The sequence below is a fragment of the Pseudomonas sp. PDM14 genome (assembly GCF_014851905.1).
Taxonomy (GTDB): domain Bacteria; phylum Pseudomonadota; class Gammaproteobacteria; order Pseudomonadales; family Pseudomonadaceae; genus Aquipseudomonas.
On the sequence record NZ_JACVAQ010000002.1, the window covers coordinates 594,367 to 621,335 of the forward strand.

Genomic DNA, 26,969 nt, shown 5'->3' on the forward strand with positions numbered 1-26,969 from the left:
TGAAGCGCTGGCAATCAGAGTCGATAACGCACTTAACGTCGCGAGGAGGAGGCCCCCTCACCACACACTGCGCCCACCATCGACGATCAAGTTGGACCCGTTCATGTAGCTGGACGCATCGGAGCAAAGAAATGCCACTGCGCCTCTATATTCGTCGCTCGCCGCCATCCTCCCGAGTGGAATCAGTTGGGTCAATTTGCTGACGAACACGTCATTTTGTCCCGCATAGACCCCGCCGGGAGACAGCGCATTGCAGCGCACGCCCTGCTCACACCAATAGGTGGCTAGATACTTGGTCAGCCCGATCAGCCCATGCTTGACCACCGAGTAGGTCACCGGCTTTACCGGCTGCTGCTCAGCCTCACGTCCGTCGACACGGTAGAGGCGCTGGTCTGGCGCGATGACGCCCAGATCTGACGCGATGTTGACAATCACGCCTGCCTTTTGGCGAGCCATCTGTGCACCGAACACCTTGGCGCAGTTGAAGGCGCCGCCAAGGCCGACGTCCAAGTCGAGGCGCCACTGCTCCCAAGGGAAATTTTCAAGGCGGGAGAAATCACAACCGCCGGTACTCTCCACTTTGGGATTGCGCGCGGCGTTATTGATCAAAATATCCACTCGCTGATGCCGAGCCATGACTTGCTCGGCTGCCGAAACCACAGCATCCAGATCGGTAATATCAGCCTGCAGTATCAATGCTTCGCAGCCTGTTTCCTCGGCCAGCCGGGCAGCGTTGTTCGCCAAGCCCTCAGCATTGATATCAAGCAGCACAGGCTGACCACCCAGCTCGGCAATCGTTACCGCATGCTGGTAGCCGAGCAGACCACCACCTCCTGTGATCATGGCAACCCGACCGTGTAAGTCAAACATCCTTGCCAGGTTAGACTCAGTTTTCGTCATGATCTCAGCTGACCTCCATCAACCACATAAGTAGCGCCAGTGATGAATCCGCCCAGCGGGGATGCCAGGTAGGCAGCGAGCCTTGCCACATCCTGCGGGCTACCCAGACGAGCCAGAGCGACATCGCGCTGCAACATCGACTCCACAGCACCGCGGTCCTCTTTGAGCTTGCGCTCCCATACGGAGCCCTCAAACAATATGTTCCCTGGCGCGATGCTATTGATGCGTACGCCATGCTTGCCAAATGAGCGCGCTGAGTTACGTACGTAGCTCTCTACGGCGGCCTTGGCAGCAGCATATGCCACGGGACATCCTAACGCCTCGATGCCGCAGATCGACGAGATGCAGATGACGTTCCCTCGACTTGCCACCAGCGCATCGCTAGCAGCCCATACAGTCTGTGTCGTGGAGTGGAGATTGAGTTCCAGAACCCGGTGCCATTCGGTGGGGGTTTCCTTGCCCGGTGGCACGGAGGCACCACTACCTACATTACACACCAGCACGTCAAGACGACCGTGCTGTTCGATAACGCGCTGTACCAGCGACTGACAAGCTTCAGGGTCGCGAACATCCGCAAGCACGCTGCTGGCACCCATGATTTGCTCTTGTGCAACCCTCAAGCGCTCAGGGTTACGACCATTGAGCACAACCTGGCATCCTTCAAGAGCAAGCTGCTGCGCAATCTCGAAACCAATGCCCGCGGACGAGCCAGTAACGAGCGCTACCTTACCGTTCAGATTAAGATTCATTGTTGTGCCACCAGGCAGACGTCATCGCGCGATAGCGATCAATCGCGCCGGCATGATCGTCGTCGGCACGTGCCGTCTGCAGAATGAAGTTACCCGTATACCCGGCGGAATGGAGGGCGCGGAAAACCTCGGGGAAATTTGCATTGCCGCTGCCCAGCGGTACGGTAGTGCCGCCCAGAACACGATCCTTCACATGCACATTGTCGATGCGATGACCATAACAGCTGATCTCTTCCGACGCCGAGTATCCAAGCGCGGCGCTGTTGCCAATATCGTAGTTGAGGCCAAAAGCATCGCCCGGAAAACGCTCGATAAAGCGGGCCAAGCGTTCAGGCGCGAAATCCGACTCGAATACAATTTTCAACTTCGCGGCGGTCAGCACGCCATGCAAGGGAAGCAGTCCCTCGAGCAAGGCGCGCTCCTCACTCGGTGAGGTCAGCGAACCGTTGTCCACTAGAGGAATTAACACATAGCGAATGCCCAGATCGGCTGCTGAATCCACAATTGCGCGCAGATCAAGCAGCAGCCCATCTCGCTCCGTGCCCGAAGCTTTGAAAAATGGTGCTTGCATGAAGCAATCCCCCGTAAGGGAAAGTATCCGAACACCATACTGCATCGACAGCTCACGAATGCGCTGGCGGCCAGGCACGCTCATCAACGGGTTTTCATGCAGGCGCTCTTGATCCAGCGTCCACTCCATCAATGAAATGCCCAGTTGCTGGGCCACGGGAAACTCCTTTTCCCAGTTGGGCCACGGGAAAGCCTGGATTTTTCCGTCCACCCGATCACACAGGCGGCCTTGCATGAACCCGATATCCATCACAACCCCTTGGCCGACCAGCCGCCGTCCACCACCAGATCCGCTCCGGTGACATAGCTGCTTGCCGGTGAAGCCAGAAAAACCGCCGCCCCGGACAACTCCGCAACCGAGCCCCAGCGGCCCAACATCGTGCGCTCGGCCCGCGCCGCATGCAGTGCAGGGTCCGAATAGCTCGTATGCGTCATCGCGGTATGTACATAGCCCGGAACGATGTTGTTCACCCTGATGCCCTGACCACCGTAGTCTCTGGCAAGCGCGCGAGTCATCGCGGCGAGTCCCCCCTTCGAGGCGACATAACCCGGGTTACCAGGAAACCCCAGGGCAGAACCGATACTGGTGACATTGATGATCGAGCCATAACCACCGGACAGCATGTGAGGCAACGCCAGGTAGCTGCACGCGAAGGCCGCCACCAAATTCAAATCAAGCGTGCGCTGGAATGTCGTTAGCGGGTCCGCCTCCATCTGATCAGGCATGGTGATGCCCGCTGCATTGACCAGAACGTCGAATCGACCATGGCGCTCGACCAACTCGGCCAGCAAGCGAGAGACACTGTCCTTATCCAGAACATCGCTCTGGCGATACTGGAATATCCCCTCTCCTGCTTCCGTATCGCTTGACCGGCCTATCCCATAGACGCAGGCCCCCGCCTCGCTTAGACCGCGGGCAATGGCACACCCAATGCCTCGGGATGCGCCAGTGACCAACGCCACTCGTCCATCCAACTTGAACGAATCAAGAACATTCATGGCCGGTCAACCTCACGAAGAATGAATGGGGTCATCGCTATCCCGTCACAAAGGCAGCGGCCAGTGTTCCGCCATCTCTTCCCTCGTCAGGAAGGGATACAGATCCTCCAAAGCCCCGGACTCCGGCTTGCCTTGCTCGTTGATGCGAGTCATCACGCGCGGGATCCGCGGTTCTTCGACCTGAACCATGACCTCACATATCACCGGCCCCTCTCGTCCCAGCACTTCGAGCAGGCGCTCATCCAGGCCTTGGTGCGTCTCTATGCGGGCATACCCGACGCCATAGGCAGCACATAGTGGCTGTAGATCGGGCAGGCGCAGGCCGCTGCTGGCGTCGGCGCCCACCAGCAATTTGAAATGGGCGTTCTGCGAAACCCGTATGGAGGCGTAGCCTTGATTGTTGATGACAAAACATTTGACCGGAAGCTTGAGCGCCGCGAGTGTCGAGAGTTCCTGGATGTTCATCTGCAAGCCGCCATCGCCCTCAACGCACAGTGTCTGCCTGCGCCCGGAGGCGAGACAGGCACCAACAGCCGAAGGTATCCCGAACCCCATCGAGCCCGTTCCACGATTGTGGAAACAACGCTGACCCTTCTTGATTCGAAGGTTGAGCAAAAACAGCTCTGCGGCGAATCCCGAACTTCCCGGGGCAATGACATCGCCCTCCTGTAGTAACTCGGAAAGGCGATCGGTGAAGTGATACATGCTTACGCCCTGACTGTCGTCAGCATGCTCCGGGAGTACTAATGGATAACGTTCGCGCCAAACAGCAATCTGAGCTCGCCACGCGGAAAAGTCCGGTAGCGGGTCGGCGGCAATTGCCTTATCCAGCGCCTCAATGAAGGGTTTCACGTCGGCGACTACCGACACCTCTACCGGCATCTGCAGCTTGGCGATTTCTGCCGGATCGATGTCTACCACCACTTTCTTCGCATAGGGGGCAAAATGGGCGTGGTTATAGGCAGTTAACGCCATGTCCAGACGCGAACCCAGGACAATCAAGAGGTCGCAGTTTTGCAGCGTAAAATTGGCCCAGCGAGGAGCAATGCCACCAGGCCTGCCGCCGTACAGGGGATGATCATCCTCGATCAAGTCCATTGCCAGCCAAGTAGGCATGACCGGCACACCAGCGCGCTCAGCCAGTTCCCGGAAAGCCTCTACCGCACCCGCCATGCGGATACCATTTCCCGCGATGATGCCTGGACGTTTCGCTGATTTCAGAAGCGCCAAGGTCCGCGCTACAGGTTCGGCGAACTCGATCGTCGCGGAAGGGGCTGCAAGCCGGGCACGGCGCAGTCGCGCTGGGTCTATCTGTACGGCCTGTATATCCAGCGGCACGTCCAGCCAAACAGGACCACGTCTACCACTCAACGCCGCATGTTCCAATTCATCGAACACCTCGGCAACAGCTTCCGGGTCAGTCAGCGTCACGGCGCGCTTGGTGATCGGTGCCACGATGGAAACGATATCGGCCTCCTGCATACCCAGCATGCGCAGGTTCGTACCTGCCTTCAGATCAGCGCTCTTGACCTGCCCCGAGATGAAGAAAACCGGCGTCGAGTCAAGCCACGCGCCAAGCACGGCGGTTACGGTGTTGGTGGCACCTGGACCACACGTCGTCATGCACGCGCTCGCCCCTCCAGACAACTTGCCGGCGGCCTCGGCAGCGATGGCGGCAGCCTGTTCGTGCAGGCAGAGGATGGGCTCCAGATTGGGGTTCCGGCCCAGCGCATCGTTTAGATGCATCGCACCGCCGCCCGGCAAGAAATAAACCTGGTGAACACCGAGCTGGGCCAGACGCTCCATTATGTAATCCGCGACGCGCATTTGAACTCCGATAAACAAGCAGGCTTAGTAAAGTTTGCAATCCGACACATGAGAGAGGTGCGCAGAACGAGAGAGGTCGTCCTTGCGCCAGGTAATACCTTCTCGCACAACCCTGGCTGGACTTCCGGCGAGAATCACTCCATCCGAGAAGCTTCCAGAGGTCACCGCCCTCGCCCCAACGATGCAGTCATTTCCAATCGTGCAGCCACCAAGAAGAAACGCCTCGAAGCCTACCCACACATGGTTTCCGACAGTGATACTTTTACTCGCGTTGATACGCGCCCCAGAGCTGACGTCGAATATTGGATGTGAATCGAACTGTTGCATGTTCACTCGAACAGAGATCATGCAATCGTTACCGATGCTAATACCGCCTTCATGAGTGGCTGCATTAATACTTTCGAATGTGCACCGCTCGCCGGTTGTGAAATAGCTTTCTGAATTGATCGCGAGTTCCATGTCACCCCCAATCCAATTATCACGCCCTATCTCGACCAACGATCCAGAGCCCGTGAAAGCGATGCGGCAACGACCCGCCAGATGAGCATTCTCACCAATAACTAGACGATTATTTCGCGCTTTAACTGGGGGTTGGCCACTTTTTCCAGATCGCCCGAAATAGATACGGGTATCGGGCGCAGCACTACCGTGCCACTCGATGGTATTCCCTAAGTGATCCGCGTACGCCCCTTCCAGCGAGGCTAGATCCACCACCGGATAATTGACTTCGTCGACGCCCTCGATATCAGCAAATAGACAATGAGGAATACCACTGACAGCCAGCTGCTGGCTGATGTGCGCATAGTTCACTCTTGACGTCGTCACGATCACGAACGGGTCATCAAGTGTGTCAAGACGCTCGGGCGGGATGTAGTCATATCCAAGATGTCGTTGTGCTGCGGTCTGATCATTGTCGGTAACAAAGAGAATGGAAAAGGCTTCACCGAGATAGTCCTGATGGTCCAGAAACACATTTCCCAGCCCCATGAGACAGATACTACGATGACGCCTTATCTCAGCCACCTTCATGAGCTGAAGCCTTCACCTGCGCCAATGGGAGCATGGTCCCCGCCCAACCGCTGCAAGAATCGCAACGCCGACCAAAACCCCGCCCCATGGTCCTTATGGCCCTGCCATACCTCGGGAATAATGCTCACCTGCGGGTATCGCCTTACCTGCCCCCAGGTAGCGGGCCAATCCACGTCACCCGTGCCCATTAGCACACCCTCGCCGTTGATCCCTTTGGCATCGGCCACATGCAGATGCGCCGAGTACGGCAGAAGCAACTCCAATGCCGTTTGGAAATCGAGGCCGAAGTGGAAGCAGGTCATCTGCAAGTGCGACAGATCCAAGCACAAACGCAGGTCATGCTCGCGAGCTTGGGCCGCCAGTTCCTCTGGCATCATGAAAATATTCTGATGACGCTGGCCGCCGAAGTGCCAGGGGAAAGGCGCCATATTCTGTGGAATCAGCTCGGTACCGGCAAAATCGATGCGCGAGCAGGCTTCGTGGAAGCGCTCGTACAACTCGGTTCGCATTGCCAGTGGGCGCGGCTGATCGGCGGAGAAACCGCCAATATTGCCAACGATCAGTCTGTCACCGGCCTGTGGGAAAAACTCAGCAATTTGCAGCGTCGCGTCGACAACTCTTTGCAGGTTGTCGATTGAGCGCTGGCGATACACCGGGTCATCCGATGCCAGGTCCAGTAACTCGCTGTTCTCGAAAAGCTCCGGGGCGTGTACCACCAGCCGGGAACAAGCCACCTCAGCAAGGAAGGATTGCGGTTGCAAACTCAGGTCGCGGTATGACAGATGAAATTCGAAAAGATCTGGGTTAATGCGCCGGCGGTAATCGAGAAAGTCATGGTAGCGCACAGGCACGCCCCAACGGATAGGCAGCTCGAAAGCCAGGGATTCTTCGGCCTGCAGGCTATCTAGGTCACTGTCGAACAGGAAGTCGCCCTGGGCGATGTTTCGCGTTGCAGGCTTCCCCAGCAGCTCGGGCAGACGATACGGCGGCAGGCCTTGGCCTGGGCTGGCGACACGCAGCATGGCTTGGTCGAGGATGGTTCCTCGAGGGATGTTGCAAGCGGCGATGACGCTTTTGCCGAGATTCTCGCGATTGAGCAGCTCACCCTGACTGGCATGGCGGCCCGGCCCCTGCCAGGGCAGCGCCAGCTCTAGCTGACGGATGCCGTCAACCAACTGACGAAACTCTTCCGGCTCCAGGCTGGCCAAGTGATCAGGCCCTTCCATATTGCGATCCAGCGTTATGTGCCGCTCTACCAGCTTGGCGCCTAGGGCCACCGCACCGAGAGTGACGGCAGCACCGCGCTCGTGCCCGGAATAACCGATAAGACCATGAAGCTCCTTTAAACGGCCCAGATACCCAAGCTGGATATCGCTTTCCGGAGCCGGATAGGCGCTATTGCAGTGCAACAACGCAAAGGGGATACCCAAAGCATTGAGCTGCTTGATGGCCGCGATGATCTCGTGCTCGAAGGACATCCCCGTGGATAGAATCATCGGCTTGCCGAGACTGGCAGCTTTGGCAATCAGGTAAGGGTTGCATAGGTCCGCCGATGCAATCTTCAACGCCGCTACGTCGAGTTCCGCCAAGACATCCACGCTGGGCTCATCCCACGGCGTGCACAGGTAGGTAATACCTTTCTCAGCACAATACGCGCGAAGTTGGCGGTGTTCATCGAGGCTCAGCTCTACCTTGTCTAGCAGGTCCTGGATGTACTCAACGCCAAGGTCTTCAGCACGCGAACCATCGGCCTTGCGCCGGTATAGCGCTTCACGGTTACGCAGTTGAAATTTTACGCAGTCGGCACCGCAGCCAATCGCCGCATCCACTAGCTGCTTGGCTAGCGCCAGGGAGCCATTGTGGTTATTACCCACTTCGGCAATGACAAAGACTCGCTCGCCGCCAAGCGGCATACCATTGATAAAAAACGGGGGCATCAGATTTTGGTTCGCCATGAGGTCACACCGCTGGACTCGAAACGGAAGTTCTGGGCCTGGCAGCCCTGGGCACGAACCGCATGCACAACACGTTGCCTGTCTTGCGGTTGAACATAGAACAGGAAGAAACCACCACCACCAGCGCCCAACAGCTTCCCGCCGAGTGCGCCTGCTTTGATAGCAGCCTCATAAATGGTATCTAGCCGACCGTGGCTAATGGCTGAAGAAAACTGCTTCTTCAGTTGCCAGGCCTCATCCAGGCACAGGCCAAAGTCTCGCAACTCGCCACGCACCAGGTAACGGTGCATGCGTCGACATAACGCCACGCTGGCACTGAGCAGCTCATTCTGGGATGACTCGGCCTCTATCTCCTCGCGCTGTAACTCGTGCAGCCGGCCCGAGTCATGAGAAATACCCGTGTCGCACAATACCAGGCAGGACTCCAGCTCATTGCGGATGGCCTCCTCAAGACGGATTGGATGCACGAGATTGCGCTGATTTTCAAACTCGATGAGGTTGAAACCACCGAAAGCCGAAGCGTATTGATCCTGCCAGCCACCAGCGATACCAAAACAAAGACGCTCAGCCTGAAAAGCCAGTTCGGCAATTTCATAGGTGCTCCAGCGATCCTGGCGCAGCTCGTTAAACGCGGCGATGCTGGCAATCGTGGCGGCAGAGGAGCCACCCAGTCCGGAGCCAACTGGAAAGTCCGAGCGCAAGTAAAGATCAAAGCCGTACTTTGGCTTGATCACCGCAACGATGGTCGCCAGCAGACTCTTCTCGTTCGCCGCGAGTAGTGCCGGCAGAGAACCGTAATGCTCCTCACGCCCCAGATCTTCGGAAAAAATACGGATCTGCCTGTCCCCCCGCGGTATCAAGGTGGCATGGGCATATAAGCCTACCGTGCAACTAAGTACAGCCGCAGGATGGTCGATGAAGAAATAGGTTAGATCAGCGCCACCACCGCAAAAACTCATCCGTACCGGCGCTCGCGCACGCGCCAACACCGGTGCTTCTGCACTCGCGGCCATTTGCCGGGTGTAAACCTCCACTAGACGTCCGTCAGCATCCAGGCCGGGAATGGCGGTGTAACCCAAATCGAAGATTTTCAGCAGTTCCTCGCGCGTCGCTCCGCTATGGGCGGCCCGGAACTGCCGGTTCATACAGGCCGTGACAGGCAGGTCGGTCTGTCCGCCCTGCAATAGATAGCGGCGCACATCGCCATTGGTTACAACGCCAAGCAGAAGCATGTCGTCGGTAGTAACGAAGGCTATCTGCAAGTTGCCCGACTCGATGCACTTGACTGCGTCGAGGATACTTTGGCGCTCGTTGATGCTGAGGGTCTGAACGAGCAGGCTCATCGCAATTGGTCCGCTTGAAAGTCGTTGACATACCGAGCAAGGGATTCCGGTGTACCGATGTCGATAAAGCGTCCGGCGTAGTCGATAACCACCACTGGCTGGCGTTCAAGCAACTCAGGTATCAGATCGCGTTCAAGGGAGCACGGGGTAGGAGCAATAACCTCAAACGCCGTACTGACAAAAGCGTAGACACCGGCATTGATCAACCCTTCGCCTTCGAGTCCCTTTTCTCGCAGAGCAATCAAAATACTCTGCTCACCAACCTCCAGACTGCCATACCGACTACGGTCAGCAATACGCACTGCCACCAGTGCATTACCTTCGGAGGCCGCAGCCATACGGTAGGCATCCGCGTCGAGGAAGGTATCGGCATTCAATACGAGATAGCGGCCCTGCGGAGGCCGTTCATGCAACGCATTGAGTAGCGCGCCACCCGTACCCAGCAGCTCAGGGTCCACCACCATATCCAGCGGTAGACCGCAGTCACGTGACAACGCGGTAAGTTGCTCGGCAAGTTGCTCGGCGCGGTAATAGGCGCAGAGCACGACATCAGCGATGCCGGCCTGTTTGAGCTGACGAAGCACCCGGGCCAGAAAGGGCTCACCGTGCACCTGAACCAGCGCTTTCTGCGAGTCGGTCACGCTACGCAGACGGGTCCCGAGACCACCACAAAGAACGTAGGCACGCATCAGCGCACCCTCCGAAGATACGCTTCAATACTGTGTGCAGCGCACTCCAAATGTTTTTCGCCGAGCCCGGGCCACAAGCCTATCCAGAAGGTATCTCGCATCACCTTGTCTGTCGCCGTCAACTCGCCTGACACGCGGTACTCAAGACCGTGCATATACGGCTGACGGGTCAGATTGCCGGCGAACAACAGGCGCGTTCCAACCTGTTGCTCATCCAAGTAGCGCAGCAGCTTGACCCGTTCGACACCGCACCCGTCACGCAGAGTCAACGGAAATCCGAACCAGGACGGGTCACTGCCAGGCGTGGCAAGCGGCAGGATCAGCTGCTCAGCGCAACCGGCCAGCCGCTCGCTGAGCCAGGCAAAATTCTGTTTGCGCGCGGCCACGAACCCCTCAAGGCGATCCATCTGCGCCAAGGCGCAGGCAGCCTGCATATCAGTGATCTTGAGGTTGTAGCCTAGATGGGAGTAGGTGTACTTGTGATCGTAGCCTTCCGGCAGATCGCCCAGCTGCCAGCAGAAGCGCTTGCCGCAGGTGTTGTCCTCACCGGGCGCGCAGTAGCAGTCGCGGCCCCAGTCGCGAAACGATTCGACGATACGCTTCAGCGTCGGGCTGTTGGTGAACACGGCGCCACCCTCCCCCATGGTGATGTGATGCGCCGGGTAGAAACTCAGCGTACCGATATCACCAAAGGTGCCGACCATCTGCCCTTCGTAGGTCGAACCCAGCGCGTCGCAGCAATCCTCGATCAGCCACAGGCCGTACTTGTCGCACAGCGCTCGGACCACGCCGAGGTCAAACGGGTTACCCAGAGTATGGGCCAGCATGATCGCCTTGGTCTTCGGCCCGATAGCCGCTTCGATCTTGGCTGGGTCGATGTTGTAGGTCGCCAATTCGACGTCGACGAAGACCGGCACTGCGCCGAACTGTAGGATCGGGTTGACCGTGGTGGGAAAGCCGGCAGCTACGCCGATCACTTCATCACCGGGCTTGATCGCCCGCTCGCCAAGACGCGGCGAGGTCAATGCGGAGAAGGCCAGCAGGTTGGCCGAAGAGCCCGAGTTGGTGGTGAGCACGCAACGGCGACCTAGGTACTTGGCCAGGCGTTTTTCAAACGCCTCGTTGAATCGTCCGGTGGTCAGCCAGCCATCCAGAACGGCCTCGGTCATTGACTGCAGCTCACCGGCGCCAATCACCTTGCCGGACGGCGGGACCGCACTCGCCCCCGCAACAAATGGCTTGGGCGCCATTTGCAGTTCGGCGTAACGCCCGACCAGCTCGGCAATCTGTTGGCGCAACTGCTGCGCAGTGCTGTCACTCATTCGGTTTCGCCTTGATGAACCGCGATCTGTTCGCGTGTAACGATGTTCATGTCGCGGCCATTCTGCCAGGCCAGCTGCCAGTCCAGGGTGTGCTGCAGGGTGTCGTCCAGCGACCAGCGCGGCGACCAGCCCAGCAGTTGCCGCGCCTTGCTAGAGTCCAGCGCCAGCAAGCCGGCTTCATGCGGTTGGGAATCCGCGGACGCCGACCAGCGTGCCTCGCCCGGCCAGCGCTCAGCGAGGCGACGGACGACTTCGCCAACGGTAGCCAGCCCTGCACTGTCCGGACCGAAGTTCCAGGCGCTGGCGTGAGCCTGCGGATCACTCAGCAGACCTTGCGCAAGTTGCAGATAGCCCATCAGCGGATCGAGCACATGCTGCCAGGGACGCGTCGCCTGGGGATAACGCAGGATCACCTCGCGACCTTCCTGCCAGGCGCGGAAAATGTCCGGTATCAGACGCTCGGACGACCAGTCACCACCACCCAGTACGTTGCCGGCACGCGCGGTCGCCAATGCCACGCCGGATGCACGCAGGAAGGAGTCCCGGTAACTCGCACACAGCAGTTCGACGCAGGCCTTGCTGTTGCTGTAAGGGTCGAACCCGCCCAGTACATCCTGCTCCCGGTAAGGCCAGACCCATTCGTGATTTTCGTAGCACTTGTCGGTAGTCACCACCAGCACGGCGCGTACCGACGGTGTGGCGCGTACCGCTTCCAGCAGGTTGACCGTGCCCATCACGTTGGTGGCATAGGTTTGCGCCGGCTCCCGATACGATTCGCGCACCAGCGGCTGGGCGGCAAGATGCAGCACGACCTCCGGCTCGAAGTTTCGCAGGGCAACGGTCAGCGCCGTTGCATCGCGGATGTCGGCTAGATCGCCGGCGATCTGCCGTTCAAGTTGAGCGACATCCCACAGCGCCGGGGTGGTCGCAGCCGGTAATGCATAGCCACGCAGATCGGCACCCAGCTGGCGCAGCCACAGGGCCAGCCAGCCACCCTTGAAGCCGGTGTGGCCAGTCAGCAGCACCTTGCGTCCGCGCCAGAAGTCCGGGCTCAACGCCACAGTTGCCACTCCGCCTCGCCACTTTTCCAGCGCTCTTCAAGCAGCACACGATCACGCAGGGTGTCCATGGGTTGCCAGAAGCCGCGATGCAGGTGGCTCATCAGCTGACCCTCACTGGCGAGGGTGCGCATCGGCTCCAGCTCCCAGGTGGTGGCGTCGTCTTCGATGTAGTCGATCACGGCAGGTTCGAGGACGAAGAAGCCGCCGTTGATCCAGCCACCATCGCCCAGAGGCTTTTCCTGAAAGCCGCTCACCTGCTGCCCTTGCACATCCAGAGCACCGTAGCGGCCGGGCGGCTGCACCGCCGTCACCGTGGCGAGTTTGCCGTGCTGTTTGTGAAAGGCAATCAGGGCAGGAATGTCGATATCGGACACACCGTCGCCGTAGGTGAAGCAGAAGGCTTCATCGCCCAGATACTCGCGAACGCGCTTGAGACGACCACCAGTGCCCGTGGCCTCACCGGTGTCGACCAGAGTCACGCGCCAAGGCTCGGCATGGCGTTGATGAATATGCATGCGATTTTCGGCCATATCGAAGGTTACGTCCGACATGTGCAGGAAGTAGTTGGCGAAGTACTCCTTGATCACATAGCCCTTGTAACCCAGACAGATCACGAAGTCGTTGATCCCGTAGTGGGAGTAGATCTTCATGATGTGCCAGATGATCGGCTTGCCACCGATCTCGATCATCGGTTTAGGCCTGAGATGGGACTCTTCGCTGATCCGCGTCCCCAGGCCACCGGCCAAGATTACTGCCTTCATCCTAACAACCTGCCTTATCCGGTTGGTCAATTCTCTGACACTGAATCGTTGTAGAGCAAAAGACAAGCCAAGCAGGGTCAAGATTACGCATTTACGGTTATAAAGTCAGCGCAAGCCATTGATACTAATCAAAGAAATCACACAGCTCGGAAATGGAACATGAGGCATCACGGGGCCGGGCATGTGTTACCTGGGTACTTGGCGCTTGAGTTTGCCGGCGCTCAAAGGCGCCTGACCGCTCAAATCTTGTTGAACAGATTCAGCTGCGCAATCTTCACGTAACTCTGCTGAGACGCCTCGAGGATGATCGTCTGGAACGACAGGCGCGACAACGCCTCCGGGTAGTCCAGCTCGCGCAGGTCGGCCTGGACGCCCTGATTCACCAGGGCTACGTCTTCGTTATCGGTCAGCGCAGTATCGATCACGTTGAGGCGTGCGCCGATCTCGCCACGCACGCTGTCGACGTTGACCATGGCGTTGTCCATGTTGGTCAGGTTTTCGGCGATTGCATCGCGGATCTGCCCACTGGTGGACGCCGGGTTTTCCAGGGTTTTGCGCAGGTTGGCGATGGTATCGAGCACGCCCTGCTTCTGCCGCGCGGGATCGCTGGTGATCTGGATGGTCTCGCCGCCGACCGGGGTGCCACCTAGCTGCATGGTTACACCGCGAAATGACAGCTGGTCCGCGGTATCAGGGTTGCCATCCATCTTGCCGCTACCCAGCACGGGCGCGGGAGCCGCTGCACCGATCTCGAAGATTTCATAACTGCTGGCATCCGGATTGCCGAATACCACCTCAACGCCCGCTGTCGGGAACGCCGGGGTGCCGGTAAAAGGCACTTCGTCGATCACCAGCGGCGCCGAGGCCGTGAGGGTCGAGCCAGGCGCACCGGTGATATCCAGCGCGCTGTCAACGCGACCGGCGTTGCTGATGTTCTCGAACAGGCGCTTGCCGTTGTCGCTGATCGCCACTTCCAGAGAGCTGGCCACCTGCAATTTGCGCTGACCTTCATCGCCCTGGTAGGCGTAGTTGCCATTGGCATCGCGAACGAAGGCCTGGGTCTTGCCCTGGAAACCGGAAAACAGGTACTCGCCGCGGGCGTTGCGGGTGTTCATCAGGGAGAACAGCTCTTCCTCGCGCTCGCCCAGCTCGGCGGCAATCGACTTGCGGTCCTCCGGTGATAGCACGCCATTGCCGGCACTCGCGGCCAACTCGCGCACGCGCTGCAGCACGGTGTTGACCGAGTTCAGCGTAACTTCCTCCTGGGTCAGGCTGTTGTCCGCCGCCACCAGGTTGCTGTTGTACTGATCGAGCACGTTCTTCTGCTGCTCCAGCTGCAGCAGGCGCACCGAGGCCACCGGATCGTCGGCCGGCGTGAGGATGCGGTTGCCGGTGCTGATCTGCTCTTGCGTGCGGGTCACGTTGGCATAGTTGCGTTGCAAGCCCTGCACGCCGCTGTTGAATGCCTGGATGGTGGAGATACGCATGGTTGAGCCTCTTTGTCGCGTTCCAGGCCCGGCGTCCCGGGCTTGGCTCCCTTCCGTGGAAGGGTGGAATGTCAGCTACGCGCCGGTAACGGGCGGAGCACGATCTAGAACGTGTTGATAAGGGTATCGAACAGCGAGCGCGCAACTTGAATGATTTGCGCGCTGGCGTTGTAGTACTGCTCGAACTTGATCAGGTTCGCCGCCTCTTCATCCAGGCTCACGCCGGACAGCGAATCGCGGCTGTCGGTGGCCTGCTTGAGGATGGCAGATGTCGCCTCGCTGTCCTGGCGGGACTGGGCGGTCAGCGTACCGATGCGCTCGACCATGTCGCCGTAGCCATCGGTAAAGCTCACCCCCGTGCCCACGCTGGTCACCGTCGGGTCGACACCGATGGTCTGCTTGCTTTGCAGATCGGCCAGCTTCAGCGCGTTGCGGTTGTCGGACACGCCGTTCTGGTTGAACGCCACGTTGAAGGTATCGCCTGCCTGCGGGCGACCGCTGAGGGTCATGCGCACGCGGCTGCCGTCGGACAACTGCAGCTCGTAGGTGTTCTGCTGGCCCGGCTGGAAGTTGGGATCGGCGGCGGCAGTGCCATCGCTGTTGATACGGGTCAGCGTGGCGCCAGCCGGAACGGTGAAGCCGGTTCCGGCTGCGTTGAGGGTCAGCGTCACCGGCAGCGCGGCACTCAGTGTGGCCGGGTTGATGTTGGCGCCGGTCGACTGCAGGTCCGGCTGGCCGATGACGCCCGAGCCCTGGTTCTGTAGGCCGGCGGTGGAACGTACCGGCGCGGCGAACGCCAGCTGGTCCGGCTGATCCAGCTCGGTACTGATGTCGGTCGCACCCCGGCGGGTCGGCTGCAGCAGGTACTGGTCATTGTTGGCGGCCTGGGCCAGCTCACCAGCGCTCAAGGTCACTTCGAAGCCCTGATCGCGGCCCGCTGCATCCTGGAAGCCCAGGGTGTAGTTGCCGGAACCATCATCGGTGGCGGTAATGTTCATCGCCGCGCCATCGGACAGGCGCCGTGCCGAAAACACCGGCGGCGGTCCGGAGTTGTCCAGGGTCAGCCGGTAGTCACTGGTGGTCAGCACGCTGGTGTCGGTGATGTTCAGCAGCGGCTGCGCACCACCGACGTTGCTCGAGTACGCGCGCGCGCGCAGGGTGGCCAGGGCCGGGTCGTTGTAGTCACCGAACAGAGGGCTGCCAACATTGCCCTTGAGGTCCAGGCCCTGCCCCAGCTGACTGTTGACCTGGTCGCTGACGGCCAGGGCAATGCGCCCCAGCGAGTTGAGCGTCGGGTCGAGCGATTCGGCGCGATAGCGGATCAGGCCGCCGAGCTCACCGCCGGTCAGTAACGAAGTCACGCCCTGGCGCGAGCCGCCGCTGACCAGCTGCACTTCGGCGCGGGTCGGGTCACCATCGCCTGGCACGACTTCCAGGCGGTTGGCGGAATTGCCCACAACCAGCGGCTGGCCAGAGCCGACGAAGACGTTGACCGAGCTGTCGTCCTGCGCCACCACATTGACGCCGACGAAGGTCGACAACTGGCGAATCGCCTCATCGCGCGCATCGAGCAGGTCGTTGGGCTGCTTGCCATTGGCCTTGGCCACGGCGATGGCATCGTTATAGCCGGCAATCGAGGTCGCCAGACGATTGACCTGCTCGCTCACCGCGGTCATCTGCTTGTTGATGAACTGGTTCTGCTCGTTGATACGGTCGTAAACAGTATTGAAACGCTTGGCCAGGCCTTCGGCCTCGGACAGCACCAACTGGCGAGCCGGGATGTTGGCCGGGTCTTCCGCGGCGGTCTGCAGCGCGGAAAAGAACTTCTGCAGTGCCGGCGTGACACCGGTGGTGGTGCCGGCCAGCAGCGAGTCGAGCTGCTCGATCTGGCTGCGATAGGACTCGACATCGGCACTCAAGGCGGTGCTGGTGCGCACCTGCGAGGTGAGGAATTCGCTGTAGTTGCGGCGGATATCCACCAGCGTGGTGCCAGAGCCGATGAAACCAGCGCCACTGAACTGCGGCACACGCGTGGCCTGCACCGCATCCTGCCGCGAATAGCCCGGCGTGTTGACGTTGGTGATGTTGTGTCCGGTGACCGACAGCGCGGTCTTGTTCGCGGACAGGCCCGACAGGCCAATGCTCAGTAAGTCAGCCATAACTCAGCCTCAGGTCCTCGTGGTCGAGCTGTCGGCAGCGGCTACGGCTTCGTAGGTCTGCATCTGCCGGGCGATCTGCGCGATCTTGCGGGCGTACTGCGGGTCGGTGGCGTAACCGGCCTCCTGCAGTTCACGGACGAAACGCTCCGGGTTCTCGGTGGAGTCCAGCGCCTCCTGGTAACGGCCATTGCCCTGCAGGAAGCTAACGTAATCGTTGAAGCTCTGCTGGTACGAGTCGTAGGCGCGGAACGACGCCGCTTCCTTCACCGCGGTGTCGCCCTTGTACTCGGTGGTCAGCACGCGAGCAGACTCGCCCTGCCAGCCGCCATGCGCCTTGATGCCGAACAGGTTGTGGCTGCTGGAACCGTCCTGCTGGCGGATGATCGACTTGCCCCAGCCGGTTTCCAGCGCCGCCTGGGCCACCAGGTAGCGGGCGTCGACGCCGATCTTCTGCGCTGCCTCCTCCGCCATCGGCAACATGGTTTCGATGAATTCCTTGGCCGACCCGAACGCCGACTTGCCCGGCGCCAATGGCGGCTGGGCCACGCGACGACCGCTGATGGCGTCGCTGTCGGCAAGGTTGAGCGGTTTGTCGCTCACCCCATGCGCCTGCGCCGGCACCCAGTCGGCGCCGGCCAGGGTCTGCTCGGCATTCTCATTGGTGCTCGGCACGATGCCAGCCAGCAGGCGATCGGTCAGTTTGCTCGGCAGGCTCAGGCGGCGCTGGTTGAGCAACTGCGAATCGTCGCGGGTAGGCATGCCGTCGGTGCCCTTGAAGCCGGCAGAGGTCACGCCAGATGCGGCAGACGCTGAGGCGGATACATCAGCAGCGGCGCTGGCAAACGGGTTCGGCCGCTGGCTGCCGCCCTTCATCTTCGACAATTGGCGCTCCAGCACTTCGGCCAGGCCGATGCCGTTCTTGTTCTTGGACAAGGTTACGGACAGCTGCTGGTCGTACATGTCCTGGTAGGTCTTGCTCTCATTACTGTTCATGAAGTTGCCTTCGCCGAACACTTCGTTCGCCTTACGCATCGCCTTCATCATTTCATTGAGAAACAGCGACTCGAATTCCTGAGCCACTTTTTTGATATTGCCGTCGCTGTCGCCGCCCACCTTGAACTGGTTCAGGCGGTTCAGATCGTTGTAGGAGCCGCTGTCGTACGCCTTGCTGCCCGAAAGGCCGGCTGAAATTCTGGAATCCATGACCGCCTCCGTTAGATCACGATGAGGTCAGCCTGCAGGGCGCCGGCTTGCTTGAGCGCCTCCAGGATGGCCATCAGGTCGGAAGGAGCGGCACCTACCTGGTTTACCGCACGTACGATCTCATCCAGCGTGGTGCCCGGGCCGAACTTGAACATCGGCTTGGCTTCTTCCGCGGCATCGACCTTGGAGCGCGGAACCACGGCCGTCTGGCCACCGGAAAGCGGACCCGGCTGGCTGACGATGGGGTCTTCGGTGATGGTCACCGTCAGGCTGCCGTGCGTGACTGCGGCCGGCTGGACCTTAACGTTTTGACCGATGACGATGGTGCCGGTTCGGGAATTGATGATGACTTTGGCCACCGCCTGTCCGGCTTCCACTTCGATATTTTCCAGCACCGACAGGTAATCGACGCGCTGGTTAGGGTCGAGCGGCGCGCTGACGCGGATCGAGCCGCCATCCAGGGCTTGCGCCACGCCTGGGCCGAGCATGCCGTTGATCTGGTCGACGATGTTCTTCGCCGTGGTGAAGTCCGGACGATTGAGGTTGAGGGTCAACGTGTTGCCCTGATCGAAACCGCTCGGCACCGGTCGCTCGACCGTGGCCCCAGCCGGAATCCGCCCGGCCGACGGAACGTTGACGGTGATACGCGAACCGTCGCCACCGGTGGCGTCGAAGCCGCCGACGACCAGGTTGCCCTGGGCCACGGCATAGACGTTGCCATCGATACCTTTCAGCGGCGCCATGAGCAGGCTGCCGCCGCGCAGGCTTTTCGAGTTACCGATCGAGGAGATGGTCACGTCGATGGTCTGCCCCGGCTTCGCGAAGGGCGGCAGCTCGGCATGGATCGACACCGCCGCGACGTTCTTCAGCTGCACGTTGCCACCGCCGGTGGGCACCTTGATGCCGAACTGGGCGAGCATGTTGTTGAAGGTCTGCAGGGTGAACGGCGTCTGCGTGGTCTGGTCGCCGGTGCCATTGAGGCCCACGACCAGGCCGTAGCCGATCAACTGGTTGCTCCGCACCCCTTGAATGCTGGCCAGGTCCTTCAGGCGCTCGGCCTGCGCGGTGCCGGCGAGCAACAACAGGCAGATGACGGAAATCAGTCGCTTCATGATCAGGCTACCTATCAGAACGGGAACAACGGGCTCATGAAGAAACGATCGAACCACCCGGGCTGGTTGGCATCGGCGAACGCGCCGGTACCGGAGTAGGTGATGCGGGCATTGGCCACACGGGTCGAGGAAACGGTGTTGTCGGTGGCGATGTCGTCCGCACGGATCAGGCCGGCGATACGCACCAGCTCGTCGCCGGTGTTGAGGGTCATCCACTTCTCGCCGCGCACGGCGAGAATGCCGTTGGGCAGCACCTCGGCGACGGTTACGGTCACCGAGCCGGACAGGCTGTTGCTCTGGTCGGCAGCGCTGTCGCCCTGAGTGGCGCGGGTACCGCCGTAGCTCGCGCTCAAACCCAGTTTTTCGCCAGTCAGCGGGTTGATATCCGTGTCAGGGTTGTCGACCGAAACGCCAGTGCCAAACAACGAGGTCAGCCCCAGACTGGTATTGCTGTTCTTGCTGAGCTGAGAGCCAGCCGACTTGCTCGCCTGGGTGCGCTCGCTGAGGGTGATGGTGATGATGTCGCCAACGCGATAGGCCTTGCGGTCGTCATACAGGTTGGTTTCGAACCCGGCCTGATAGATCGAGCCGTTGGTCTGCGCAGCCGGCAGCGGCGTGCGTGGCAATACCGGTGCGTAATAGGGATCGTCCGGCTTGGGCGGAGGCGACACACAGCCACTCAGGGCAGTGACGCTCAGCACGGTAAGAAGAGTAAACAGCCGGTTCATAACCACATACCTCACGGTGTTGCGTGTTGCGAGCGTCCCGAAAAACCGGGATCACCCATTAAAGATTCTGCGTAATGAAGGACAACATCTGGTCGGCGGTGGAGATCACCTTGGAGTTCATCTCGTAGGCGCGCTGGGTGGTGATCATGTTCACCAGTTCCTCAACCACACTGACGTTGGAGTTTTCCAGGGTGTTCTGCAGCATCACGCCGAGGCCGGTGAGGCCCGGCGTACCGACCTGCGGCGCGCCGCTCGAGCCGGTTTCCAGGAACAGGTTGTTACCGATGGCCTGCAGGCCAGCCGGGTTGACGAAGTCGGCGATCTGGATGTTGCCGATCACCTGCGGTGTCGGGTTGCCGGCGGTGGTGACGGACGCGGTGCCGTCTTCACCCACAGTAAATGTCAGGGTCTGCGCGGGCAGCACGATCGCTGGCTCAAGAGCAAAGCCCTGGCTGGTGACGATCTGACCGTCCGAGTCGAGGTGAAAGCTGCCGTCACGGGTATAGGACACCGTGCCGTCGGGCTGCAGCACCTGGAAGAAGCCACGACCATTGACCGCCAGATCCAGCGGCTGCTCGGTGGTTTGCAGGCTGCCCTGGGTGAAGATCTTCTGCGTACCGGCAATGCGCACACCGGTACCCAGCTGCAGACCGGTGGGCAGCTCGCTGTCCTGGCTTGACTGGCCACCCGGCTGGCGACGGATCTGGTACAGCAGGTCCTCGAATTCGGCGCGATCGCGCTTGAACCCGGTGCTCGATACGTTGGCCAGGTTGTTCGAAATGGTGGTCAGGTTCATGTCCTGGGCGGACAGACCGGTTTTACTGACCCACAGAGCCGGAATCATCTTTCTTCTCCTCGAGCGCCGGTTTTACGGCACATCGCGCTGGTAATTAGGTGAGTTGCATGACGCGTGCCATGGCAGTGGCGTTGTCGTCGGCGGTACGCATCATCTTCACGTGAAGCTCGAACTGGCGGGACAGCGACAGCATCGCGGTCATCTCTTCCACGGCGTTCACGTTGCTCGCCTCGAGGAAGCCGGAGGTAACACGTACGGTGGCGTCCGCTTCCATGGGCTGAGTGGCGCCCTTGATGCGAATCAGGCCATCGGTGCCCTTCTCCATGGTCTTCGGGTCCGGATTGACCAGTTTGATGCGGTCGACCTCGGCCATTACGCTCGGCGCCTCGCCGAGGGCACGGATACTGATGGTGCCGTCCTGGCCGATTTCGACTTTCTGCTCTGGCGGCACGGCGATCGGCCCGCCGTTGCCGAGGACCGGCATGCCATTGCCGGTGCGCAGCTGGCCGAGCGCATCGATCTGCAGGCTGGCAGTGCGCACATAGGCTTCGCTGCCGTCGGCAGCTTGCACAGCGATCCAGCCCTGCCCGTCCACGGCCACGTCCATGTCGCGACCGGTTTCCTGCAGCGACCCCTGGGAAAAGTCGGTACCGGGGCGCTCGCTCATGGCGTACACCCGCGCCGGGTAGCCATCACCGAAAACCGGCATCGAACGCGCCTGCTCGAAGTCACGGCGGAAGCCGGTGGTGGAAATGTTCGCCAGGTTGTTGGCATGGGCGCGCTGGGCCATGGTGTTCTGGCTGGCGCCTGTCATGGCGACGTACAGCATCTTGTCCATGTTCTTCTCCGAGGGTCGGCACTTGCCGCTCGCTAACTCTGTTGCAAGCTATTCAGCAAATGCCGTGCCACTCGAATAAAAAACCAACAAGCCACTGATATATAAGGATTTATAAAAACAAAAAAGCCCCCGAAGGGGCGTTCTTGAAGCGTGATCGGCGAGGCCTTGCCGCCAGCGGCAAGGCCCTTCCCCACCCTGGCATCAACGCAGGTTGATGATGGTCTGGGTGATCGCACTCTCGGTTTCGATGGTCTTGGCGTTGGCCTGGTAGTTGCGCTGGGCAACGATCAGGTTGACCAGTTGGTCCGACAGCTCGACGTTGGAATCCTCCAGCGCACCGGCCTGCAGGGCGCCCATGGTGCCCGAGCGCGGTGTACCGACTACCGGCTCGCCCGACTCGAAGGACTGCGTCCAGGCCGTCTTGCCCATCGGGGTCAGGCCCTGCACGTTGGCGAAGTTGGCCAGCACCACCTGCCCCTGCACCTTGGACTGGCCATTGGTGTAGCGGGCGAAGATCACGCCGGTGTCGTCGATTTCCAGGCCCGACAGCTGACCGGTGGTGTAACCGTTCTGGCTTACCGAGCTGACGGCGAAGGCGCTGGAAAACTGGGTGGACTTGCGCAGGTCCACCGTGATGTTTTCGGGGCTGGCATTAGCGCCGTTGTCGCTCCAGATCGGCGGCGTGCCGCCATTGGAGGCCACCGGGTTCCAGGTCCCCAGGGTGATGGTGCCGTCGGCGTTGACGGTGAAGTCGGTCGATGTGGTCGACAGCAACTGGCCGGACTCGCTGAAGTTCAGCTGCGCGGTATACGGCGTGGTGCCCTGCGCCTCGGAGGCGGAGAAGATCGCCGCCGCCACGCTGGACGCGGTCGCGCCCGGCAATGCCGCCGCCGCCGCTGCTGCCGCGCTCACAGCCGCCGTGGTACCACCCGGAAGCGATGCCACCACGCTGGCAGGTGTTGCACCCGGTGCGATTGCCGCAGCATTGGCAGCCGTCACTGCCGCCGCGTCACCGTCGCCGTTGGCCGGGTTCCGGCCATCGATCAGCACGTTCATGCTCCAGGTATTGGCCCCGGTCTTGACGAAGTACTGGGTCATGACGTGGGCGTTGCCCTGGGTGTCATAGATGTTGGTCGAAGTCGACGAGTTGTAGGTCGTCGGGTCCGCCGGGTTGAACGGGGTCACGGTGGGCGGCGCATTGGTCGAGTTCAGGTTGAACGTTTGCGTCATGGTCGATGTGGCTTTCGGCGCCTGGCTGGCGGTCTGGATCTGGATGTCCGAGACCACGCCGTTCTGCAGGTTGCCGTTGGCATCCACGGCATAGCCCTGCAGCTTGTAGCCGAAGTTGTTGACCATGAAACCGTCGCGGTCGGTACCGAAATAACCGGCGCGGGTGTAGCTGATCTCACCGTTGTTGCTGGTGACGAAGAAGCCGTTGCCGTTGATGGCCAGGTCCAGGGCGTTCTGCGTGTAGTTGATGTTGCCCTGGTTGAACAGCTGCGACACATCGGACAACAGCACGCCGCTACCGGTCGGGTTGGAGCCGCTGCCGAGCATGGACGCCGCGTAGACGTCGGCGAACTCCGCACGCGACTGCTTGAACCCCGCCGTCCCGGCGTTGGCGATGTTGTTGCCGGTGACGTTGAGGTCACTGGTGGCCGCGCGCAGACCGCTGAGACCGATGTTGAAAGCCATGGAGTGCTCCTTTGCCGTTTACTGCCGGCAGCTGAAAGCTGAAGTGGTTATTGGCCGATGATCTGTACTTGTGACAAAGGCACTGCGCCGAGACCTGCGAGGTTGAGCATCAGCTCGCCGCCGTTCTGGCCCAGGGTGACGCTGTCGACGTTCGCCGGCAGCATGGTGTAGAGCCCCTTGGTACCGTCCGGGTAGGTCGCCTGCGCCTCGAACTTGTAGGTGCCGGGCGGCATGACTTTGCCGCTCGAGTCCTTGCCGTCCCACATGAAGCTGACGTTGCCGGCCGATTGCTGCCCCAGGTTCACCCGGTTCACCACCGCGCCCGTGCTGTCGTAGACGTTGACGTACACGTTGCTGCTGGTCACGGGCAACACGACACTGCCCTTGAAGGTTTCGCTGGTATCGACCACCGCCTTCTCGCTCGGGATGATCACCTTGCGACCGACCAGCGACGATGCCTGCAGCGCCTGCGACGACTGATAGCCGGAGAGCAGCGAGGTCATGCTGGTGTTGAGTTCCTGGATGCCCTCGACCTGGCTGAACTGCGCCAGCTGGGCGATGAACTCGCCGTTGCCCTGCGGCTCCAGCGGGTTCTGGTTGTTCAGCTGCGCGACCAGCAGGTTGAGGAACTCGTTCTTGCCGAGCTCCTTGTTCTGCGTGGTGTCCTGCTTGATCTGATACTGATCAAGCGCTGCCGCACCGACTCCGTTAACGCTCATTTATCGCTCCTCGTTCGCGGCTCACTGACCAAGCGTCAGCACGCGCTGCATCATCTGCTTGGCGGTGTTCATCATTTCCACGTTGGTCTGGAAGGCACGACTGGCGGAAATCATGTCGGCCATCTCTTCAACCACGTTGACGTTCGGGTAGTACACGTAGCCTTTCTCGTCAGCCGCTGGATGGTTCGGCTCGTAGCGCGGCATCAGGCTGCTCTGGTCCTCGACCACACCCAGCACCTGCACGCCACGGCCAGGCTGGTCCTGGTCGGCAAACAGCGAGCCACGGTCACCGTCCATGGTCGACTCGAAGACGGTAGCGAACACCGGATGGCGGGCGCGGTAGGTCTGGTCGATGCTGGAGGACACGGTCTCGGCGTTGGCGATGTTGCTGGAGATGGTGTTCAGGCGAGTGCTCTGGGCGCTCATGCCGGTACCGGCGATGTTGAAGACACTGGCGAGTGACATGGTGGTATCTCCCCTTATTCGCCGCGCAGGGCGCTGACCAGCCCTTTGAATTTGCTGTTGAGCAACGTGAAGCTGGCCTGGAACTGCACGGAGTTTTCCGCGTAGTTGGACTGTTCCAGCTGCAGGTCTACGGTGTTCTGGTCGATGGATGCGTGCAGCGGCGTGCGGAAGCGCAGCGCTGGATCAGCAAGCTCGATACCGGCAGACGGGATGTGCATGCTGCTGGTACGACTCATGCTGAACTTATTGTTCTGGCCGGCGTTCTGCTCGGCGAGAACGCTGGCGAAATCCAGATCACGCGCCTGGTAATTGGGGGTATCGGCGTTGGCGATGTTGTTGGCCAGAACCTCGGCGCGTTGAGCGCGGAAGCCCAGGGCGCTTTCGTGGATGCCAAGTGCGTTAGCGAAGCTGATACTCATGACCGTGAACCCTTGCGTGATCTGGTGGTGCTACGCCAGAGATATAGCAAAGGCTGTGCCATTTTATTTTTTTGCTTATTTTTCAATGATTTGCCAATTTATTCGCCCCATAAAAAGCGGCAAGCGGCAAAGCCTTTCCGCCCTCCGGCAAGACCAGAACGGCAAAACGGCAAAACGGCAAAACGGCAAAACGGCAAAACGGGCAGGATGCCGAGGCAAATGAAAACGGGAGGCCATTGGCCTCCCGTTTATTGTTCTCGTGTGACACCCGCGTCGTCACTTCACCTTGTAGATGATCCCCGGGCTGCACTGAACCATCTGATACAGGTCCGGCAGACCATTCAGCGCTTCGGATGCACCGAGGAACAAGTAACCACCCGGCTTCAACGTCGCATGGATGCGCGTGAGGATGTCCTTCTTCACCTCGGCAGAGAAGTAGATCAGCACGTTGCGGCAGAACACGATGTCGAACTTGCCCAGACTGGCATAGCTGTCGAGCAGGTTCAGAGCGCGAAACTCGACCCTTCCCTTGATCGGCGCCTTCACCGCCCAACGCCCCGGCCCTTTCGGATCGAAGTAACGTTGCAGGCGATCCTGGGAGAGACCGCGGCCCATCGCCAGGCTGTCGTACTCACCGCCCTTGCAGGCCGTGAGCATGGAGCCCGAGAGGTCGGTAGCAACGATCTGCACACCGGACTTGAGCTGACCCAGGTTGGTCTTCTCGAATTCGTCGATGGCCATCGACAGGGAATACGGCTCCTGACCGGACGAACAGGCCGCCGACCAGATGCGCAGACGCTGATTGGGACTGGCCTTGATCATTTCAGGTAGAACGCGGCTTTTCAGCACTTCGAAGGGATAGGTATCGCGAAACCACAGCGTTTCGTTGGTAGTCATGGCATCGACCACCTGCTCGCGCAGACCACCGCGCGGCTGCGCCTGCATCTTCTGCACGAGTTCGCCGAGCGTCTTGATGCCCTGCTGTTCCATCAGCTTGTTGAGGCGGCTGGAAACCAGATACTGCTTGTTGCTACCGAGCAGGATGCCGCAGGCCTTTTCCAGAAAGGTGCGAAATTGCTCGAAATCCAAATTGCCAGAAGACACTAATGCCGCCTCACCATACATAGAAACCACAGAGGGCCAAGGCCCTCAGCCCCCATCGGATGCCCGAATGCGCTCAACCACACGGGAAGCGAGCTCGTCCGGACGGAATTTCGCAAGGAAATCGTCCGCGCCGACCTTCTTCACCATGGCCTGGTTGAACACGCCAGACAGGGAAGTATGCAGAATCACATGCATGTTCTGCATCCGCGGATCAGCGCGTATCTCCGCGGTCAGCGTATAGCCGTCCATTTCCGGCATCTCGATGTCGGAAATCAGCATGAGAAATTCCTGCTCGGGACGCTTGCCCTCCTCGACCATCTTGCGCAGGTAGTCATAGGCCTGGCGACCATCGTTCAGCGCGACCACCTCGACACCGACACTTTCCAGGCAACGCGACACCTGCTTGCGCGCCACGGAGGAGTCGTCGCAGATCAGTACGCGTAGCGATACCGCCTTGGCCTGGGTTTCGACATCGACCACGCCCTCGGAAATCGCTTCCGACATCGGCGCGACCTCGGCGAGGATCTTCTCGACGTCAATGATCTCGACCAGCTGATTGTCGACACGGGTGACGGCCGTCAGGTAGTGGTCGCGACCGGTGCCCTTGGGTGGCGGATGGATCTCTTCCCAGTTCATGTTGACGATGCGCTCGACCGAGCGAACCAGAAAGCCCTGAACCTTGGTGTTGTATTCGGTAATGATGACGAAGCTGTTCTTCAGATCATCGAGCTCTTTGCGCCCGGTGGCCAATGACAGGTCCAGAATCGGAATGGTGCCGCCACGAATGTTGGCCACCCCGCGCACCACGCGGCTGGACTTCGGCATGATGGTGAGCTTGGGGCACTGCAGCACCTCCTTCACCTTGAATACGTTGATGCCATACAGCTGCTTGCCCTCAAGACGGAACAGCAGCAGTTCGAGACGGTTCTGCCCCACCAGTTGGGTACGCTGGTTAACCGAATCCAATACGCCGGCCATGCCCAGACTCCTAATTTGTTGTAAGTCACCGCACGCTTCGCATTAGCGTAGCAGGCGGCAC

General features: G+C 60.3%; 26 protein-coding genes. 1 reads left to right on the plus strand and 25 read right to left on the minus strand.

All coding sequences use genetic code 11. The features are described 5' to 3' along the window. Positions 1-57: 57 nt before the first annotated feature. The 23 genes from IB229_RS15390 to flgB all read right to left on the minus strand — a co-directional run bounded on the left by IB229_RS15390 (position 58) and on the right by flgB (position 24,826). Positions 58-843 carry an SDR family oxidoreductase gene (locus tag IB229_RS15390; protein WP_263864167.1) on the minus strand — a complete coding sequence of 262 codons (786 nt, stop codon included), beginning with the start codon at positions 841-843 and terminating at the stop codon, positions 58-60. A 53-nt stretch (positions 844-896) separates the two neighbouring features. After that, on the minus strand, positions 897-1,649 hold the full coding sequence (locus IB229_RS15395; protein ID WP_192330506.1) for an SDR family NAD(P)-dependent oxidoreductase: 753 nt from the start codon (positions 1,647-1,649) through the stop codon (positions 897-899). Continuing rightward, on the minus strand, positions 1,639-2,469 hold the full coding sequence (locus tag IB229_RS15400; protein WP_225579155.1) for a sugar phosphate isomerase/epimerase family protein: 831 nt from the start codon (positions 2,467-2,469) through the stop codon (positions 1,639-1,641). Before IB229_RS15400 ends, IB229_RS15395 begins: the two co-directional genes overlap by 11 nt. After that, the gene (locus tag IB229_RS15405) at positions 2,469-3,218 is read right to left on the minus strand and encodes an SDR family oxidoreductase (RefSeq protein WP_192330508.1); all 750 of its coding nucleotides are present in this window, start codon (positions 3,216-3,218) and stop codon (positions 2,469-2,471) included. The genes IB229_RS15400 and IB229_RS15405 overlap by 1 nt, the downstream gene beginning before the upstream one ends. A 45-nt stretch (positions 3,219-3,263) precedes the next feature. After that, positions 3,264-5,045, minus strand: coding sequence for a thiamine pyrophosphate-binding protein (locus tag IB229_RS15410; RefSeq protein ID WP_192330510.1), 1,782 nt, complete (start codon positions 5,043-5,045; stop codon positions 3,264-3,266). Positions 5,046-5,069: 24 nt separating this feature from the next. Next, complete coding sequence (locus IB229_RS15415; RefSeq protein WP_192330512.1) at positions 5,070-6,074, minus strand: acyltransferase; 1,005 nt, start codon at positions 6,072-6,074, stop codon at positions 5,070-5,072. Continuing rightward, complete coding sequence (locus tag IB229_RS15420) at positions 6,071-8,029, minus strand: N-acetylneuraminate synthase family protein (protein WP_225579156.1); 1,959 nt, start codon at positions 8,027-8,029, stop codon at positions 6,071-6,073. The genes IB229_RS15415 and IB229_RS15420 overlap by 4 nt, the downstream gene beginning before the upstream one ends. Continuing rightward, complete coding sequence (locus tag IB229_RS15425; RefSeq protein ID WP_192330514.1) at positions 8,011-9,372, minus strand: sugar kinase; 1,362 nt, start codon at positions 9,370-9,372, stop codon at positions 8,011-8,013. Before IB229_RS15425 ends, IB229_RS15420 begins: the two co-directional genes overlap by 19 nt. Further along, positions 9,369-10,061: a sugar phosphate nucleotidyltransferase gene (locus IB229_RS15430; RefSeq protein ID WP_192330516.1), complete on the minus strand. Its 693-nt coding sequence runs from the start codon at positions 10,059-10,061 to the stop codon at positions 9,369-9,371. Before IB229_RS15430 ends, IB229_RS15425 begins: the two co-directional genes overlap by 4 nt. Continuing rightward, positions 10,061-11,383 (minus strand): lipopolysaccharide biosynthesis protein RfbH, encoded by a 1,323-nt coding sequence (gene rfbH, locus IB229_RS15435; RefSeq protein ID WP_192330518.1) that lies wholly within the window; start codon positions 11,381-11,383, stop codon positions 10,061-10,063. Before rfbH ends, IB229_RS15430 begins: the two co-directional genes overlap by 1 nt. Continuing rightward, positions 11,380-12,444 (minus strand): CDP-glucose 4,6-dehydratase, encoded by a 1,065-nt coding sequence (gene rfbG / locus IB229_RS15440; RefSeq protein WP_192330520.1) that lies wholly within the window; start codon positions 12,442-12,444, stop codon positions 11,380-11,382. Before rfbG ends, rfbH begins: the two co-directional genes overlap by 4 nt. Continuing rightward, positions 12,435-13,205: a glucose-1-phosphate cytidylyltransferase gene (rfbF, locus tag IB229_RS15445; protein WP_192330522.1), complete on the minus strand. Its 771-nt coding sequence runs from the start codon at positions 13,203-13,205 to the stop codon at positions 12,435-12,437. The genes rfbG and rfbF overlap by 10 nt, the downstream gene beginning before the upstream one ends. Positions 13,206-13,444: 239 nt before the next feature. After that, the gene (flgL, locus tag IB229_RS15450) at positions 13,445-14,692 is read right to left on the minus strand and encodes a flagellar hook-associated protein FlgL (RefSeq protein WP_192330523.1); all 1,248 of its coding nucleotides are present in this window, start codon (positions 14,690-14,692) and stop codon (positions 13,445-13,447) included. Between the two features lie 104 nt (positions 14,693-14,796). After that, complete coding sequence (gene flgK, locus IB229_RS15455) at positions 14,797-16,851, minus strand: flagellar hook-associated protein FlgK (RefSeq protein ID WP_192330525.1); 2,055 nt, start codon at positions 16,849-16,851, stop codon at positions 14,797-14,799. A 9-nt stretch (positions 16,852-16,860) separates the two neighbouring features. Next, a complete protein-coding gene (gene flgJ, locus IB229_RS15460) occupies positions 16,861-18,054 on the minus strand; it encodes a flagellar assembly peptidoglycan hydrolase FlgJ (RefSeq protein WP_192330527.1) in 1,194 nt (397 codons plus the stop codon). Positions 18,055-18,065: 11 nt separating this feature from the next. Then, positions 18,066-19,166, minus strand: coding sequence for a flagellar basal body P-ring protein FlgI (locus IB229_RS15465; protein WP_192330529.1), 1,101 nt, complete (start codon positions 19,164-19,166; stop codon positions 18,066-18,068). 14 nt (positions 19,167-19,180) lie between these two features. Continuing rightward, the gene (gene flgH / locus IB229_RS15470) at positions 19,181-19,894 is read right to left on the minus strand and encodes a flagellar basal body L-ring protein FlgH (RefSeq protein WP_192330531.1); all 714 of its coding nucleotides are present in this window, start codon (positions 19,892-19,894) and stop codon (positions 19,181-19,183) included. A gap of 58 nt (positions 19,895-19,952) precedes the next feature. Beyond that, positions 19,953-20,738, minus strand: a complete 786-nt coding sequence (flgG, locus tag IB229_RS15475) for a flagellar basal-body rod protein FlgG (RefSeq protein WP_192330533.1) — start codon at positions 20,736-20,738, stop codon at positions 19,953-19,955. 46 nt (positions 20,739-20,784) lie between these two features. Next, positions 20,785-21,528, minus strand: coding sequence for a flagellar basal-body rod protein FlgF (flgF, locus tag IB229_RS15480; protein ID WP_192330535.1), 744 nt, complete (start codon positions 21,526-21,528; stop codon positions 20,785-20,787). Positions 21,529-21,729: 201 nt separating this feature from the next. After that, positions 21,730-23,223: a flagellar hook protein FlgE gene (locus IB229_RS15485; protein ID WP_192330537.1), complete on the minus strand. Its 1,494-nt coding sequence runs from the start codon at positions 23,221-23,223 to the stop codon at positions 21,730-21,732. 47 nt (positions 23,224-23,270) lie between these two features. Next, positions 23,271-23,942, minus strand: coding sequence for a flagellar hook assembly protein FlgD (gene flgD / locus IB229_RS15490; RefSeq protein WP_192330539.1), 672 nt, complete (start codon positions 23,940-23,942; stop codon positions 23,271-23,273). Between the two features lie 21 nt (positions 23,943-23,963). Beyond that, complete coding sequence (flgC, locus tag IB229_RS15495; protein ID WP_192330541.1) at positions 23,964-24,407, minus strand: flagellar basal body rod protein FlgC; 444 nt, start codon at positions 24,405-24,407, stop codon at positions 23,964-23,966. Between the two features lie 14 nt (positions 24,408-24,421). Then, positions 24,422-24,826, minus strand: coding sequence for a flagellar basal body rod protein FlgB (gene flgB, locus IB229_RS15500; protein WP_192330543.1), 405 nt, complete (start codon positions 24,824-24,826; stop codon positions 24,422-24,424). Between flgB and IB229_RS15505 the strand changes: the two genes are divergently transcribed. Continuing rightward, positions 24,825-25,049 (plus strand): hypothetical protein, encoded by a 225-nt coding sequence (locus IB229_RS15505; protein WP_192330545.1) that lies wholly within the window; start codon positions 24,825-24,827, stop codon positions 25,047-25,049. The two genes, flgB and IB229_RS15505, sit on opposite strands and share 2 nt — an antisense overlap. 53 nt (positions 25,050-25,102) lie before the next feature. On the opposite strand, the gene cheR is transcribed toward IB229_RS15505, so the two are convergent. Both cheR and IB229_RS15515 read right to left on the minus strand, forming a co-directional pair. After that, positions 25,103-25,930 (minus strand): protein-glutamate O-methyltransferase CheR, encoded by an 828-nt coding sequence (cheR, locus tag IB229_RS15510; protein ID WP_192330548.1) that lies wholly within the window; start codon positions 25,928-25,930, stop codon positions 25,103-25,105. Between the two features lie 45 nt (positions 25,931-25,975). Further along, positions 25,976-26,908, minus strand: coding sequence for a chemotaxis protein CheV (locus IB229_RS15515; RefSeq protein ID WP_192330550.1), 933 nt, complete (start codon positions 26,906-26,908; stop codon positions 25,976-25,978). Positions 26,909-26,969 lie beyond the last annotated feature (61 nt).

Coding starts and splice junctions, on each gene's coding strand:
- IB229_RS15390 (WP_263864167.1), bottom strand. CDS start 843: ATGATCACAGGAGGTGGTGGTCTGCTCGGCTACCAGCATGCGGTAACG.
- IB229_RS15395 (WP_192330506.1), bottom strand. CDS start 1,649: ATGAATCTTAATCTGAACGGTAAGGTAGCGCTCGTTACTGGCTCGTCC.
- IB229_RS15400 (WP_225579155.1), bottom strand. CDS start 2,469: ATGGATATCGGGTTCATGCAAGGCCGCCTGTGTGATCGGGTGGACGGA.
- IB229_RS15405 (WP_192330508.1), bottom strand. CDS start 3,218: ATGAATGTTCTTGATTCGTTCAAGTTGGATGGACGAGTGGCGTTGGTC.
- IB229_RS15410 (WP_192330510.1), bottom strand. CDS start 5,045: ATGCGCGTCGCGGATTACATAATGGAGCGTCTGGCCCAGCTCGGTGTT.
- IB229_RS15415 (WP_192330512.1), bottom strand. CDS start 6,074: ATGAAGGTGGCTGAGATAAGGCGTCATCGTAGTATCTGTCTCATGGGG.
- IB229_RS15420 (WP_225579156.1), bottom strand. CDS start 8,029: ATGGCGAACCAAAATCTGATGCCCCCGTTTTTTATCAATGGTATGCCG.
- IB229_RS15425 (WP_192330514.1), bottom strand. CDS start 9,372: ATGAGCCTGCTCGTTCAGACCCTCAGCATCAACGAGCGCCAAAGTATC.
- IB229_RS15430 (WP_192330516.1), bottom strand. CDS start 10,061: ATGCGTGCCTACGTTCTTTGTGGTGGTCTCGGGACCCGTCTGCGTAGC.
- rfbH (WP_192330518.1), bottom strand. CDS start 11,383: ATGAGTGACAGCACTGCGCAGCAGTTGCGCCAACAGATTGCCGAGCTG.
- rfbF (WP_192330522.1), bottom strand. CDS start 13,205: ATGAAGGCAGTAATCTTGGCCGGTGGCCTGGGGACGCGGATCAGCGAA.
- flgL (WP_192330523.1), bottom strand. CDS start 14,692: ATGCGTATCTCCACCATCCAGGCATTCAACAGCGGCGTGCAGGGCTTG.
- flgK (WP_192330525.1), bottom strand. CDS start 16,851: ATGGCTGACTTACTGAGCATTGGCCTGTCGGGCCTGTCCGCGAACAAG.
- flgJ (WP_192330527.1), bottom strand. CDS start 18,054: ATGGATTCCAGAATTTCAGCCGGCCTTTCGGGCAGCAAGGCGTACGAC.
- IB229_RS15465 (WP_192330529.1), bottom strand. CDS start 19,166: ATGAAGCGACTGATTTCCGTCATCTGCCTGTTGTTGCTCGCCGGCACC.
- flgH (WP_192330531.1), bottom strand. CDS start 19,894: ATGAACCGGCTGTTTACTCTTCTTACCGTGCTGAGCGTCACTGCCCTG.
- flgG (WP_192330533.1), bottom strand. CDS start 20,738: ATGATTCCGGCTCTGTGGGTCAGTAAAACCGGTCTGTCCGCCCAGGAC.
- flgF (WP_192330535.1), bottom strand. CDS start 21,528: ATGGACAAGATGCTGTACGTCGCCATGACAGGCGCCAGCCAGAACACC.
- IB229_RS15485 (WP_192330537.1), bottom strand. CDS start 23,223: ATGGCTTTCAACATCGGTCTCAGCGGTCTGCGCGCGGCCACCAGTGAC.
- flgD (WP_192330539.1), bottom strand. CDS start 23,942: ATGAGCGTTAACGGAGTCGGTGCGGCAGCGCTTGATCAGTATCAGATC.
- flgC (WP_192330541.1), bottom strand. CDS start 24,407: ATGTCACTCGCCAGTGTCTTCAACATCGCCGGTACCGGCATGAGCGCC.
- IB229_RS15505 (WP_192330545.1), top strand. CDS start 24,825: ATGACCGTGAACCCTTGCGTGATCTGGTGGTGCTACGCCAGAGATATA.
- flgB (WP_192330543.1), bottom strand. CDS start 24,826: ATGAGTATCAGCTTCGCTAACGCACTTGGCATCCACGAAAGCGCCCTG.
- IB229_RS15515 (WP_192330550.1), bottom strand. CDS start 26,908: ATGGCCGGCGTATTGGATTCGGTTAACCAGCGTACCCAACTGGTGGGG.